At 58.2% G+C, this 13,759-nt stretch carries 11 protein-coding genes; all 11 read right to left on the reverse strand.

The window, feature by feature from the left end; genetic code table 11:
- The 11 genes from dnaX to PT279_RS03180 all read right to left on the reverse strand — a co-directional run bounded on the left by dnaX (position 1) and on the right by PT279_RS03180 (position 13,750).
- Positions 1 to 3,021, reverse strand: a complete 3,021-nt coding sequence (gene dnaX, locus PT279_RS03130; RefSeq protein WP_277165371.1) for a DNA polymerase III subunit gamma/tau — start codon at positions 3,019 to 3,021, stop codon at positions 1 to 3.
- A 239-nt stretch (positions 3,022 to 3,260) separates the two neighbouring features.
- On the reverse strand, positions 3,261 to 3,767 hold the full coding sequence (locus tag PT279_RS03135; protein WP_348519368.1) for an Rv3654c family TadE-like protein: 507 nt from the start codon (positions 3,765 to 3,767) through the stop codon (positions 3,261 to 3,263).
- Positions 3,768 to 3,820: 53 nt separating this feature from the next.
- Positions 3,821 to 4,357: a TadE family type IV pilus minor pilin gene (locus tag PT279_RS03140; RefSeq protein ID WP_348519363.1), complete on the reverse strand. Its 537-nt coding sequence runs from the start codon at positions 4,355 to 4,357 to the stop codon at positions 3,821 to 3,823.
- Positions 4,358 to 4,422: 65 nt separating this feature from the next.
- The gene (locus tag PT279_RS03145) at positions 4,423 to 4,710 is read right to left on the reverse strand and encodes a DUF4244 domain-containing protein (protein ID WP_277165373.1); all 288 of its coding nucleotides are present in this window, start codon (positions 4,708 to 4,710) and stop codon (positions 4,423 to 4,425) included.
- A 396-nt stretch (positions 4,711 to 5,106) separates the two neighbouring features.
- Positions 5,107 to 5,760, reverse strand: coding sequence for a tadC protein (locus tag PT279_RS03150; protein ID WP_277165375.1), 654 nt, complete (start codon positions 5,758 to 5,760; stop codon positions 5,107 to 5,109).
- A gap of 24 nt (positions 5,761 to 5,784) precedes the next feature.
- A complete protein-coding gene (locus tag PT279_RS03155) occupies positions 5,785 to 6,474 on the reverse strand; it encodes a hypothetical protein (RefSeq protein ID WP_277165377.1) in 690 nt (229 codons plus the stop codon).
- A gap of 4 nt (positions 6,475 to 6,478) precedes the next feature.
- Positions 6,479 to 7,468: an ATPase, T2SS/T4P/T4SS family gene (locus PT279_RS03160; protein ID WP_277165917.1), complete on the reverse strand. Its 990-nt coding sequence runs from the start codon at positions 7,466 to 7,468 to the stop codon at positions 6,479 to 6,481.
- Positions 7,468 to 8,466 (reverse strand): hypothetical protein, encoded by a 999-nt coding sequence (locus tag PT279_RS03165; RefSeq protein ID WP_277165379.1) that lies wholly within the window; start codon positions 8,464 to 8,466, stop codon positions 7,468 to 7,470. Before PT279_RS03165 ends, PT279_RS03160 begins: the two co-directional genes overlap by 1 nt.
- 805 nt (positions 8,467 to 9,271) lie before the next feature.
- Positions 9,272 to 12,028 carry a polyribonucleotide nucleotidyltransferase gene (locus tag PT279_RS03170; RefSeq protein ID WP_277165381.1) on the reverse strand — a complete coding sequence of 919 codons (2,757 nt, stop codon included), beginning with the start codon at positions 12,026 to 12,028 and terminating at the stop codon, positions 9,272 to 9,274.
- Positions 12,029 to 12,341: 313 nt separating this feature from the next.
- Positions 12,342 to 12,611, reverse strand: coding sequence for a 30S ribosomal protein S15 (rpsO, locus tag PT279_RS03175; protein ID WP_277142331.1), 270 nt, complete (start codon positions 12,609 to 12,611; stop codon positions 12,342 to 12,344).
- Positions 12,612 to 12,961: 350 nt separating this feature from the next.
- Positions 12,962 to 13,750 carry a hypothetical protein gene (locus tag PT279_RS03180; protein ID WP_277165384.1) on the reverse strand — a complete coding sequence of 263 codons (789 nt, stop codon included), beginning with the start codon at positions 13,748 to 13,750 and terminating at the stop codon, positions 12,962 to 12,964.
- Positions 13,751 to 13,759: the final 9 nt, after the last annotated feature.

The raw sequence follows: 13,759 nt of genomic DNA on the forward strand, positions 1-13,759 counted from the left end.
CTATCGTTTCTCCTCTTCGGAATGCCGCTCGACCGGTTTGATGTTCTTCGGGTTCTTCGGATCATCCGCCTTGAAATCCTCGACCTTCTTGACTTCGAAGAGCTTCGAGAGCTCGTCCAGCCCCACTGCCGTGGCATCGCCCAATGACTGGTCATTCAACGAATAGTCATCGTCTTCGGCAGCCACTTGCGGACCTTGTTCGGGCTCATCGGCCAGGTCGGCATCATGGAAGCGTGCAGCCACGTCTCCCCTGTCGTCGGGATTGTCCGAAGGACTGACATTCGCAGCGGCGGATTTGCTTTGATTATCGGATTCCTGGGAAACCGGGGCTCCAGCACTATTTTTGCTGCTCGTTGAAGCATAGGGACCATTGCCGGAAGAATCCGGCGGTCTGGTCTGCCAATTATCGAAATTGCCTGTAGACACCGAGTCGTGGGGACCGTTGCCGTTTGCCGGCTGCCGGGCAGCCGAACCGCCATCAGCGGCGCTTACGCCGGGGTTGGAATCGCCAGCCTCCTGCACGTGTGCAGGGGTGGCCCAAGGGTCAATGCCATCACTGATGTCGGGCACGGCGATATGTTTCTTATGGTGTTCGGCAGGTCGGTTTTCCGATTCATCGGCGAATGACGGGAGGCCTGCTCCATTGCCATCGAAATCTTGCGGGGCAGCGGCACCGGGAACCCGTCCTGTTTGCCGGGCAGTCGGATTGGAAGCCGTTGCATTCCGGGAACCTGGGGTGGGCAATGGGTTCATCCATGGATCGTAATCGGCATCCATAGGGTTTTGCGATCCAGGGCCCATCGTTGACGGGTTCGAGGAGCTTCCGCCTTTGTGCGGCGGCACTGAAGCGAACGTGTTCGTAGCGATATCGACACGCTGTGATGAAACGTTTTCTGTTTGCACGTCACCACTATCGGCTTCACTTATGCGGTCTTCGCGTTTGCCGCTCCCGTTTTCCGGGTGAGCAGCTCGATGTGAGGAATCATCGGATTCACCGGCGGCATCGGCATCCGACTTCTTCTGTTCTTTGGGAGCCGAAGCGCTATGGCCGCCCTTCCCGGCAGCCATACCCAATCCGCCAGTGGCCGAAACCTTGGCAACCGCAATGTCACGCTTGACCTTGGCAAGCTCCTCCGGCTTCATGCGCTTGGTGGAAATGACCTTTTCGCCGTTCGCAGCGACGCCGGTAGGGGCGATCATGGTGTGCGGGCCAAAAACGGAACGCACACCGTCCAGCACCACGTTGGCGGCTTTCTGCCCGTTGTGTTCGGCATCGGAGGCGAGCGCCAGCGCGAAAGCGTGTTGGCTCAGAGCGCAGTCGAAGGTCATCGAAAGACGGGACTTGCCGGCATTATTGGTCGCCAACGAAACGGTGGGCACCTTGCCATAAGCGACATACTCACGCACATTTTCCGGCAACGCCTTGAGCACTGCGTCCCACTTTTCCTCGACGGTGGCATTCGGATCAACGTTCACTTTGAGCGGCGCAGCAGTTTGGCCGTTCTGCTGTGCATGTGTGTTCGCGTCAACACCGGCGGTTGCGTTGCCTCGGACGGAAGGTTGCGGACTTTGTCCGTTAGCACCTTGCACGTTGCCTTGCCATCCGCTGGATTCACCATTGGTATTCGGAGTATGAGTGCCGTTGCCGGCAGCATTCTGCCCGTTGACATTATTGTCGGCCTGCTGAGCTCGTGCCGTGGTGTTCGGCGCAAAACCTTCGGATGCGGGTGCCGGCTGGGTTTGAACCTGACGATTGCCTTGCTGGTGATTCGCGGCATTTCTGCTCGAACCGATGAAGCCGCCTCGACCTTGTGACGGATTAGCGTTCTGAGGGACTCCGTTATTGTTGGCTGGAGGGCCGGCAACAGTTGAGGAGACGACGGAACTGGCCGAAGCGACGCCCGGCGCAAAGCCGTTCTCGCGCCCGGCCAGGAGTTTCGCGGCCAGAAGTTCCAGACGCATTCGCGGTGAAATCGCTCCGGTCATATTGCCCAAAGTGTCGTTGATGGTCTCGGCCATCGCGGTAAGCGTCGAAAGACCCAACGCCGAAGACTGACGATGAAGGTCGCTCATATCCTCTACCGCGGAGTCGTCGCTCAACACACTTTCTGCCTTCTCACCGCCAAGGGTGAGCACAAGGAGGTCACGGACACGGGAGAGCAGATCCTCCACGAACCGACGCGGCTCGAAACCGCCAACGACCACTTTCTCGACGACCCCGTAAAGCTTTTCGCCATCCTTGTCGATGACGGCGTCGATCGCCTCGCCGATAAGCTCGTCGGGGGTGAAGCCGAGTAAGGCTACAGCGGAATCGTAGGACACTTCATTATCAACGGCACCGGCCATTAGCTGGTCGAGCACGGAAAGCGTGTCCCGCACGGAACCGCCGCCGGCACGCATGGTGAGCTTCAGCACGCCCGGTTCCAAGTCGATATGTTCGTTGTCGCACACTTCTTCCAGATAAGGACCCATGACCTCTGGAGGCACGAGACGGAACGGATAATGATGGGTGCGCGAGCGAATCGTCGAGATGACCTTGTCGGGCTCGGTGGTGGCAAAGATGAACATGACATGTTCCGGCGGTTCCTCCACAATCTTGAGCAAAGCGTTGAACCCCTGCTGGGTGACCATGTGGGCCTCGTCAAGGATAAAAATCTTGTAACGGTCGCGGGCCGGGGCGAACGCGGCGCGCTCGCGCAGTTCACGCGCGTCCTCGACGCCGTTGTGGCTGGCGGCGTCGATCTCGACCACGTCAATCGAGCCGGGTCCGCCGGTGGCCAAGTCCTTACAACTTTCGCATTCGCCGCACGGATGCGAAGTCGGACCTTTGGCACAATTGATGCAACGGGCCAGTATCCTGGCCGAACTGGTCTTGCCGCAGCCACGCGGGCCGCTGAAGAGATAGGCATGAGTGAGCTTGCCCTCATCCAACGCCCGGGAAAGCGGGACCGTGACCTGATCCTGGCCAATAATGCCGTCAAATGTGTCTGGCCGATACCGTCGATACAATGCAAGTGCCATACTCTATAACCTACCTTCACCCGACTATTTTTGAGAAATATTTGGCAAGCGGATTCGCCCTCTTTCAGCCTTCCAAGCGCGTCGGGTCAGTGATGGCCGTCGCGTTCACGGTCTTTAACTCGTCCACTGGAGAGCATACGTCAGAGCCGTTGAAAGAGAACCCGAATCCTACCGGCTGCAAGGATCGCAACCATCCCATTGCGTCGCGCCAACAACAACGTTGACATCCATCGGAATTCCTATGAACATTCTACCGGCCCTGCCCGGGCCATGCGGGCGACCGTGGGGACGAACGGAACCGCGGTTTTCACGGCAACGTTGACGGTGACATCTTCTTCATCTACCGTGCAAGTGATCACTGCCGCCTTGTTGAGTGTTGAAGCCAAGCGGGATTTGATGCATGGGTCGAAATCACCGTCACGAGCCGACGATGCTCCCGCGATGGCAGCCTGATCGGCGGCAGAGCGAGCTTGCGAGATACAGACCAGTAGATTGCCGCCCAAGGCAATGGCCGATAGCAGCACCGCGGCAACAGCGATCAGCATGACCCCGTTAATGGTTCCGGAACCCTCGTCACATATGCCATTGTTTCGCAGCCCGTGATGTGCAACCGTCGAAGCCGATGCCGACCTGCCAAACACAGGCAAAGCAGAGCATCGCCTCACCCGATTCGACACTTCAGATCGAAAATCATGCAAAGGCGAACAGCCATGACACTTGCTTTCGCTTTTGTCGAGCTTCATCATCTCAATGCCTTTCAGCTCTTTTCCGGCACCGCAGCGCTTGTGCTGCCGGCCCATCATTGAATTACCCCCGTCGCTTTGCCGACCACAGCCGTGGGAAGCACATGCATGGGATCGGGCACCACGCGGCAACTCACCGTCACCCTGACCTGTTTGAAACCTCGGGATATGGAGACACTGGCATCACCACCGGCGGCATCCTGGGCTGCAAGACGAGCCTCCGTGTCGCTGCTGGACACGACAGCCACACGGGCGGCCGCGGAGGCGGCATCCTGGCAGTTCATCTCCACTGTGACCGCCCGAGCCAGCATCATCAGCAGTACGGCCATCGCCATCACGGCCGGAAGCACCACGGCAAATTCAGCGGTGACGGCGCCTTCATCGCCGCAAGCTTGCCTGCGAGATCCGAAATCGTCAAAACGCCAATGCTGAGCACCGGTCATATAGGCACGGAACCGTTGACGCAAACAATGTGCCCACACAATCGGCCGACAACTTCTGCTTTCCACCTTGCTGACCACCATCGGGGTGAAACACCTATGGCGATGGCGGTCAGCCGGTTCTTGCGATTGCATCTTTTGAAGTGACATCATGCACTGCATCCTCTCTGCAATCCACATCGTTCATTTTCGTTGTTTCGACGAGAAAACAGGGAAAATCAGACCACCTTGAGCGCCTTCTTGACCAATGCCATCAACAACGTCTTTACGGCCCCGGATTTGAGCAGGGCCACCAAAACCGCGGCAAATCCCGTGGCGGCTACCAGAACCACCGCGTATTCCGCCGTCGCCGCGCCTTCGTCCGGTGCTGTCATGGCGGTGCGGAAACGTGCATCCAACAGGCATAACTGCCCTTTGACCTGCCTTGAGCGTTCGGAAAGCCGAGAGACAAAACCTGCTGCAACGCCGGTATTGGTTTGATCGATAGCTATTAATTCCCTACTCATGATTACTCCTTTGATATCTCTGACATTTCTTCATCGCAGCCGATGTGGGTTGCGATACCCCCAGTCTGACAGAACTTGGTCGTTTACCGTGGCGATTTCGGGGAGTGTGGTCGGATGCTCGGGGTTGTGCACATTCCGGGCGTGTCACGGTTTTCGTCCACAGAAATTGTGTATGAAAATGTGGAATACCAATAGGTTGTCAACATTGTAGAATCTACTGGAATCTGATAAATACGGATAGATAGGCACAGATTCACAATTCCTGTGGCATATCGGAAAATAAATTCACCAGTTTGAAAATCCAGCCATCGCTACGCTGCCAAAACCAAAGAGCAGTAAAAGACGATTTCCACTTCCATCGCACCAAGCGACATTTATAGGCCCAGCCGCTTTGTTTCAATGACCAATAAACGAACCGATGGCGGGGATGATGCCGATGAGCATGAAAGAGGGAAGGAAACAGAGCCCCGTGGGTAGAAGGAGTTTGACCGAAAGCCTCTGGGCCGATTGCTCGATTGTTGCACGGGCTCTGGCGTCAAGCTGCTCGACCGCGCTTTCCAATGGGCCGACCGGCGAAACACCGCGGGTCCAGGTGCTTTTCAGGGCATCGTCGATGATGCCCAACGCATCAAGCGTGAAAGCGACATCAGCCGAAGATGAATCGTCGTCGTCATTCCGGCGTTTTCCGCGATGTCTGCCGTCCGGCTCGGAACTTTGCCCGTTTCGTTCGCCGGCCTTCTGGCAGGCCAAGGAAGCGGCAAACCATGAATCTTCCCAACTGAACCCCAACATCAGCGAATGCGAGGCCCGGCAAAGCCCACAGCCCAACGTCCCGCCAACAATTGAGCCGATGACATCGAGCGCGTGCGGAATCGAGGAACCTTCGCGCATGGCCACCGCCATCATCTCCAAAATGACCCCCAGGGAGGGGCCGGCCGCCACGGTCTTGCCCAAAGCGCCCAATTGCCGCGCAAGCATTTGTGCCGGCGGGTACCAGAGCATCCACGCGAGCGCCGCCAGACATGCTGAAACCAACGCATCCATGTTCATCGACCTCTACTATTGCAATACATTTCAAAAGGCGTCTTCATTCTTTTCCCTCGTGGCGCCTTCGGCCGCATCCACACCGTCCATCAGCGCCTTCATCCATAGCATGCCCAATCCATAGGTGCCGGCCCCCAATAATAGGCAAACCCGACCAGCGCCATTGCCGAAGAGAAAGGCCAGAGGCGAGGCACCCATCAGCTGCGCCAAAACGAGGGTGGCCAGCGGCAATAAAGAAAGAAGCTTCACCGTTGATTTCGGCACGGTAAAGGCATTGTCTTTCAAAGTCTTCATCATCCGGTTGCGTTTATAGGACGAAGCAACGGCATCCAGACAATGAGAGGCCTCACACCCAAGGGTTTTGCTGAGTTTGCATGCCAGATCCAGCTCTATGGCCGCCTGATTCGCCTGATCCACCGTCTCCTTCTTGCCCAATTGGGCATACAGGATGTCCTGCAATTGCGCCAAATCAGGCATGGTGGGGGTTTCGCTGAGGGGTTCGCCCTGCATCTGCTCGCCAAAAGCCTCCTCAAGCGACCCACCTGCCTTGACCGAGGCCCTCAGCGCATCGATACACGAAAGGATGCCTGCCTTACGCGTGTCCGAAGACGCAGCGCCTGTTGGAGCGAGCGCCTCGTGCTTGCCTGTTTCGTTTGGCCAACCAAGACAAAGAACCGCGCCGACAAGCAAAAGCGCGGCCACCAACGCATAGCAATCCATGCAATCACCCCGCCCAATGGCTGAGGAAAGCGTCCCATCCCGGTCCGGGCACCGGCATCCCGATGCCGCTCCAAGTCGATATCGGCTCGCCGACGAAATGCTCGGAATCCTTGGAAAGTCTGCCGATTTGCGCGATTCGCCGCTTGCCATTGCTGCGTTCGAGATGAAGGACCACGTCAAAGGCCCCGGCGGCAAGCATGGTCAATGCCGGCTGATTGAGCCCGGCCAACAGCCCCAACGACACCAGCCGGGAAGGCACGCGATCGACGCTGTCGGCGTGCAGGGTGACCATACCTCCGTGGTGCCCGGAATTGAAAGCACGCAGGAGGTCGGCTATCTCCTCGCCACGGCATTCACCCAGAATGATGCGATCAGGGCGCATACGCAACGTCGCCTTCACCAAATCCGGCAGGCCAATCGCACCGGCACCCTCCACGTTGGCCTCACGAACGACGAGGGAAACGTGGTTGCCACGGCCAAGCGTACCCAATTCCCTAACCTCCTCGACGCTGACGACGCGTTCGGCAGGGTCGGCCTGGGCGAGCAAGGCTTTCAGCAACGTGGTCTTGCCGGCCCCGGTACCGCCGGTAATCAGAATCGTCGCACGCTTGCTGACCAGACCACAGAGCAGCGGGAACCATGAGGACGGGAATAGGCCCTTGGCACCGAGACCGCTCAGCCTTGGAACCGTTCGACTTGGGAACCGTATGGAAATGCTGGCGCCGGTCGGCACAATCGGCGCGATGACCGCATGGATGCGAATGCCCTCGACACTCGAGGCATCGGCGATGGGACATGCGTCGTCGAGCCGTTTGCCCAACTGCGCACACAGCTGGGTGGCATACTCGCGTACGACCTGCGGGGAGCGGAACGGCACCGCGGGATGGTACTCACTCATGCCGCCGCCCCGATCGACCCACACCCGTCCCTCACAGGTCACAGCGATATCGGTCAGTGCAGGTTCATGCGCCAAATCCTCAAGAGGTCCAAACATCAATGTCGTTCGCCTCCTTCCACCGCGTCACTGACGGCATGGGCCAACTCGGCCATCACCGTCCGGTCGGCTTTCGCAAGCTTGAGACCCAAGCCCTCCAAGACATCGCTGATTCTCGCGCTGCTGGGACATATCGGCCCGAGGACCCGATGGCCCAAATACTCGCTCGCCTCATTGACGTCCACCACACCGCGCCGACGCGACACGCCTCTCGGCTCGATGCCCACAATCGCCGCCAGATGCGTGGTCCCGGTGTCTTCAAAGTATCCGGCCTCGCCATCTTCGCCAAAACCATCTTCACAAGATTGCGAAAACGGCCGGGACGAGCATTCACACGAATCCATACAGCCATCTGCAGGACCATCGTCGCGTCGGCCAACCGATCCGAGACGACCCGAAGCAACCCTTCCCAGCAGGGCCTTGGCACGGGCCAAGCCAAGCACCGAAAGCTCAGTGACGACCACCACCGGCGCCAAACGCAGTGCAGGAACCATACCGACGACCCGGCCACCGGCACCATCGACGAGCACCATATCAACACTGCGCCCCAAGGCTGCCATTACGGCCTCGACTTCCCACCATTCCGGGACCTGACTATCCCATGAATCGAAAGCGAGAACGGGGATGTCTTCCCAATGCGGCAGCCGTTTGCACAGCACGTCGCCGTCGATGTTGCCCAATGGCGCGTTCAAGGTGCCGAACCGCAGCCCTTTGTCGTTTTCCAGGCCAAGCAAAATATCGAGCCCACCGGAAGCAAAGTCCGCATCCACCAAAGCCGTACGCCTGCCTTGATCATTGAGCTGCAAGGCGGCAAGTGAGCAAAGGGCGCTCAGTCCTACTCCCCCGCTAGCGGAAAGGAAAACGACCGTGTGCTTGACGAATGCATGGGTGACGATACTTTTGTTTTTCGGAGGATTCCCAGGCGAGGTGCAACCGGTCTCGTCTCGACCTTTCTTTTTCGTCCGAGAAACTTCTCCCAATCTTTGTGTTTGCGGCATTGGAGGCTCGGTTAATGTCAATGGCGCTACCCCAGCGGCTTGAGGCTGGAGAACAGCAATCCTCTGTGTTGAAGTGGGTCGAAGCATCAGGGCGGTCGCGTTCAACGACAAATCGGGTACATTCAGCACTTGAGGAGAACGCGGCAATTCAGGCACCGACAAGGGACTCTGCGGCCGATATGGCTGAGGTTTCATGGATTCCGGCAGCCTCGCCGGCGGTGGAATCGCGGAAATCGTAGAAGGTGACTTTTGCGGCCGCAACCTTTTGACCCGTCTGCCTTTTACCTCGGCAGGCAACAGTATTCTTTTGTGCCTCGCAAACGGCGTGTCTGCGCGGCGCGGTCTTGAAATCGTGAGTACATTTTCCATATACCCATTCAATCCACTTGTAGGGCGCAGATGCAAGCCAAAACGGGTACTGTGGTCGAATGATAGGGCTTATCCACATTTGAGGCGTGTCGCGGGGTGAACCGTCGAGCCGTACACATTCATTCCCAAAAACCGCATCAAATCAACATCAATCATTGAAAATAGAGATGAAACGATAATAAAATGACCTGTTTCTAACACAAACCAAGCAAGATGCTAGAAACAGGTCACTGAGAGACCCTAAACGACTCGCTTCTAGCACAAAGCCGGTCGAATGCCAGAAAACGATCGGTGAGAATCCTAAATGAGCAGTAGGCATCAGCAGATATACAAACTGGTCTGCAACCAAAACAAGCAGGTTGCAGACCAGTTATCCGTTATCTAACGATACGATCGACCAACAATCAACCGACTATCCAGCCAATCAATCGTTCAATCAGTCATCGAACGGGTCGAAGTCGCGGCGGACACGGCGGCGCGGACGCTCGCTGCGCTCTTCACGATTCTCGCGATATTCGTCATAGTGATCGTCGGTCGCGTAGCGCGGGTTGCGGTCGTTGCGACGGCCACCACGGTAGCCGCCACTACGGCGTCCTTCGTGACGGTCGGAGCGACGGTAATCATCGTGATCGTCGCGATCGGAACGACGACGGCGCGGACGATCCTCAAAATCATCACTGTCATCGCGCTCGATGCGATCCTCAGGGTCGCGGCCGCGACGATCATCGCGATCATAGCGATCGGAACGACGACGGTCATCACGATCCTCACGACGGCGACGTGGACGATCCTCAAAATCGGCATCGTCGCGGTCTTCGCGGTCCTCACGTCCATGTCCGGAACGACGGTCATCACGATCGTCGCGATCGGAACGACGACGGTCATCACGATCCTCACGGTCGCGCCCGTGGCCACGATAGCCACGTCCACCGCGATCGTCGTGATCACGACGTGGGCCACGGCCACCACCGCGCGGACCGGATTCCTGATCCTCGAAGCCGGGGATGGCCAGCGAGATCTTGCCGCGGTCGTCGACGCCCTGGACGGTCACCTCAACGGTGTCGCCTTCCTTCAAGACGTCCTCGACGGCGTCGATGCGCTCGCCGTTGGTCAGGTTGCGAATCTGCGAAATATGCAGCAAGCCGTCGGTGCCGGGGGTCAGGTTGACGAACGCGCCGAAGCTTGTAGTCTTGACGACCTTGCCGTTGAAGTTCTCGCCGACAGCGGGAACGTGCGGGTGCGCGATGGCGTCGATGGTGGCCTTGGCCTTCTCCGCGCCGTCGCCGCCTTCGGAAGCGATGTAGATGGTGCCGTCGTCCTCAACGCTGACGTCGGCGCCGGTGTCTTCCTGAATCTGGTTGATCATCTTGCCCTTGGGCCCGATGATCTCGCCGATCTTGTCGACAGGAACGGTGGTGGTGATGATGCGCGGGGCATACGGGCTCATCTCGGCCGGGGCGTCGATGCACTCGTTGATGACCTCAAGAATGGTGGTGCGGGCTTCCTTCGCCTGCTGCAGCGCCGCGGCCAGAACGTCGGCGGGGATGCCGTCGAGCTTGGTGTCGAGCTGGAGAGCAGTGATGAATTCGGAAGTGCCGGCGACTTTGAAGTCCATGTCGCCGAACGCGTCTTCAGCACCCAGGATGTCGGTCAGGGTCTTGTAGATGTGCTTGCCGTCGACGTCACCGGAGATGAGGCCCATCGCGATGCCCGCAACAGGAGCCTTCAGCGGAACGCCTGCGTCGAGCAGCGAAAGCGTGGAGGCGCAGACGGAGCCCATGGAAGTGGAACCGTTGGAGCCGATGGCCTCGGAGACCTGACGGATGGCGTACGGGAAGTCTTCCTTGCTGGGAAGCACCGGCACGAGCGCCTTTTCAGCGAGCGCACCGTGGCCGACCTCGCGACGCTTCGGGCTTCCGACGCGTCCGGTCTCACCGGTGGAATACGGCGGCATTTCGTAGTTGTGCATGTAACGCTTGGTCTGCGGCCCGGAGATGGAATCAAGCGTTTGCTCCATCTTGAGCATATTCAGCGTCGTGACGCCCAGGATCTGGGTTTCGCCGCGCTGGAAAAGTGCGGAGCCGTGCACGCGCGGCACAATGCCGACCTCAGCGGAAAGCGTGCGGATATCGCGCAGACCGCGGCCATCGATACGGAAGTCTTCGGTCAGGACGCGACGGCGCACGATCTGGCGCTGCAGTTCCTTGAAGGCGTTGCCGAGTTCCTTTTCCTTCTCGGCGTCATCCATGTCGGTGAATTCGTCGGCGAGCTTGGCGCGGACGTCTTCCTTGATCTCGTGGATGCGCTCCTGGCGCGGCAGCTTGGCGGCGATGGAAAGGGCATCGTTGAGGTCATTGTGAGCGATCTCGTCGATGCGCTTGTAAAGCTCGTCGGTATATTCCGGGAAGAGCTGGAATTCCTTGTCGTTGGTCTTGCCAGCCTTCTCCTTGAGCTCGTTCTGAGCCTCGCAGATGACCTTGATGAACGGCTTGGCGGCCTCGAGGCCACCGGCGACAACTTCCTCATCCGGCTTCTGCTGACCCTCATCGTAAATCAAGTTCCAGGCGTTCTTACCAGCGCCGGCCTCGATCATGGCGATGGCGACGTCACCGTTTTCGATGACACGGCCGGCCACGACGATCTCGAAGACCGCGCGGTCACGCTCGCTCCAACGCGGGAAGGCGACCCACTGGCCATCAACCAACGCCAGGCGCACACCGGAGACCGGGCCTTCGAAAGGCAGGCCGGAGATCATGGTGGACGCGGAAGCGGCGTTCAAAGCGATCATGTCGTAGGCATCATCCGGGTTGCAGGCGAGGACGGTCTCGACGACCTGGACCTCATTACGCAGCGTGTGCGGGAAGAGCGGACGCAGCGGACGATCGATGATGCGGCAGGCCAGGATGGCGTCGTTCGAAGGACGGCCTTCGCGGCGGAAGAACGAGCCCGGGATCTTGCCCGCGGCGTACATCTTCTCTTCCACGTCGACGGTGAGCGGGAAGAAATCGTAGTTTTCCTTCGGGCTTGAGCCGGCGGTGGTGGTCGAAAGAACCATCGAATCGTCATCGAGGTAGGCAGCTACAGAGCCGTCGGCCTGCTGCGCGAGACGACCCGTCTCGAATCGCAGTGTACGTTTACCAAATGAACCATTGTCAATAACGGCCTCTACGGCCTTGATTTCGGGACCCTCCAAGGGTTCCTCCTTTGTTTAATTTCCTATTTCCAACATACTGCAAAATGCTTTGTCAACGTCCGACCTTGTGTATTTTTGTAAGGCTTACCTGGCCTCACCCACGCTGGTGTCGGCACATCGACTTTCACTTCTCAGTCTGAAGCAGCATTGGCGGCGATCACGCCGGAACACATATCCAGATACTTTAATTATCGACCCTCACCTTAGGGTCGTCGGTATTTCTTCACTCGCGAACATTCTTAGACGGTTGGTACCGTCCATGTCCAACCAGACCTCTGAAAAAGCCCGAGCGCAAAGCCCGGGCATACAACAGCTATCGACGAAGACCAAGACGCTCGACCAAGGAGCGGTAACGGTTGATGTCGACTTTCTTCAAATAGTTGAGAAGACGACGACGATCGCCGACCATCAGCAGCAGACCACGACGAGAGTGGTTGTCGTGCTGGTGGGTCTTCAGGTGCTCGGTCAGATCGGAGATACGCTTGCTCAGCAGCGCAACCTGGACCTCGGGGGAACCCGTGTCGCCTTCGTGCGTCGCATACTTGGTTACGATCTCGTGCTTTTCTTCAGCCGTAAGTGCCACGGCATCCTCCTTATAGTTGCTGCGCGGTGCCATCGGCATGATGCCGAAGCGCTCTCTATCCGCGGGCGAATACACGCCAAGTTTCAAGTATAGGAACAGGTACGGATGAACGCAATCCCCATTCCCCAAACCATGGCCTGATTCGTCGTCGTTCTACCTCTCGATCCATGGATGTGAGGAAAATCAGCACTTCCGACCCCGAATCCTGATTTCTATCGCACGTTCAATCGAACATGTGAGAAAAATCGAGATTCGAGGCCATTTCGGCTGATTTTCCACGCGTCTTCATGATTATGGCGCGGCGACCGGCACCGCACAGCGACGGTCAATGCAGCACAATGGCAGCAGCGTCACACGGCAGCGAGGATGCCACCGAAGAGGACAATCAAAAGGGCAATGCCCTCGATGACGAAATACATGAGGAACGAGGCCCAGCTGCGGGTCAGGACGTTCAACGGGGAATCCTTCTTGATGCCGATCAAGAGGCCGACGAAGAGAATCGCGTAGACGCCGGCCGCAACCAACGCCGCTATGATGCCAAGGTTTGCCGCGTTCGGCAGCGCCGACGAAGAGCCGTAGACCACGTACGTGGAATACCAGAACTTGAATTTCAACAGGCAGATGCCGCCGATCAGCTGTTCGAAAGCCAGCAGAAGCAGGAAAAGATTACGCCATAGCCATGAATGCGCTTCCACAAACGCAAGCGCGAAGGTGGCGAGCGCGAAGACGGTCACCGCCCACGAAACGAGCGCTACGCCCTGCGGGGCGAATGGGCTTAAGAGCTTGACTATCTGGGCGGTGTGACGCACCGCAAGCACACGTCCGAACCAATACGGCGCAATGATGGCGACAAGCAGGATGACCAGATAGACCACCCAACGCATGGGGCGGAATTGGCTGCGTTTGATATCGGCCAGCGAAAGGTCGGTCTGAGGGATGGAGGCTTCGGGATGCTTGGAAACGCTGACCTTCTCGACTTTGCCTTCCACAATTTCGACGGCCTCGTTGTTCTCCGCCTCAACCTGCGTGTTCCCGCCGGTTTTCACCACATCACGCTCGTTATCGTCGCGCTCAGACTTACGGTTTTCGGACTCGTCGCGTTGAGCCTTGCCCCCTTCGGCTTCGCTTCCTGCAGTCATTCCGGTTCC

Source organism: Bifidobacterium sp. ESL0784, assembly GCF_029433295.1.
Taxonomy (GTDB): Bacteria; Actinomycetota; Actinomycetes; order Actinomycetales; family Bifidobacteriaceae; genus Bifidobacterium.

Excerpts from the sequence above, each read along its gene's own strand:
- PT279_RS03135 (WP_348519368.1), bottom strand. The coding sequence starts at position 3,767 with ATGATGAAGCTCGACAAAAGCGAAAGCAAGTGTCATGGCTGTTCGCCT.
- dnaX (WP_277165371.1), bottom strand. The coding sequence starts at position 3,021 with ATGGCACTTGCATTGTATCGACGGTATCGGCCAGACACATTTGACGGC.
- PT279_RS03150 (WP_277165375.1), bottom strand. The coding sequence starts at position 5,760 with ATGAACATGGATGCGTTGGTTTCAGCATGTCTGGCGGCGCTCGCGTGG.
- PT279_RS03140 (WP_348519363.1), bottom strand. The coding sequence starts at position 4,357 with ATGATGTCACTTCAAAAGATGCAATCGCAAGAACCGGCTGACCGCCAT.
- PT279_RS03180 (WP_277165384.1), bottom strand. The coding sequence starts at position 13,750 with ATGACTGCAGGAAGCGAAGCCGAAGGGGGCAAGGCTCAACGCGACGAG.
- PT279_RS03155 (WP_277165377.1), bottom strand. The coding sequence starts at position 6,474 with ATGGATTGCTATGCGTTGGTGGCCGCGCTTTTGCTTGTCGGCGCGGTT.
- PT279_RS03145 (WP_277165373.1), bottom strand. The coding sequence starts at position 4,710 with ATGAGTAGGGAATTAATAGCTATCGATCAAACCAATACCGGCGTTGCA.
- PT279_RS03160 (WP_277165917.1), bottom strand. The coding sequence starts at position 7,468 with ATGTTTGGACCTCTTGAGGATTTGGCGCATGAACCTGCACTGACCGAT.
- PT279_RS03165 (WP_277165379.1), bottom strand. The coding sequence starts at position 8,466 with ATGCCGCAAACACAAAGATTGGGAGAAGTTTCTCGGACGAAAAAGAAA.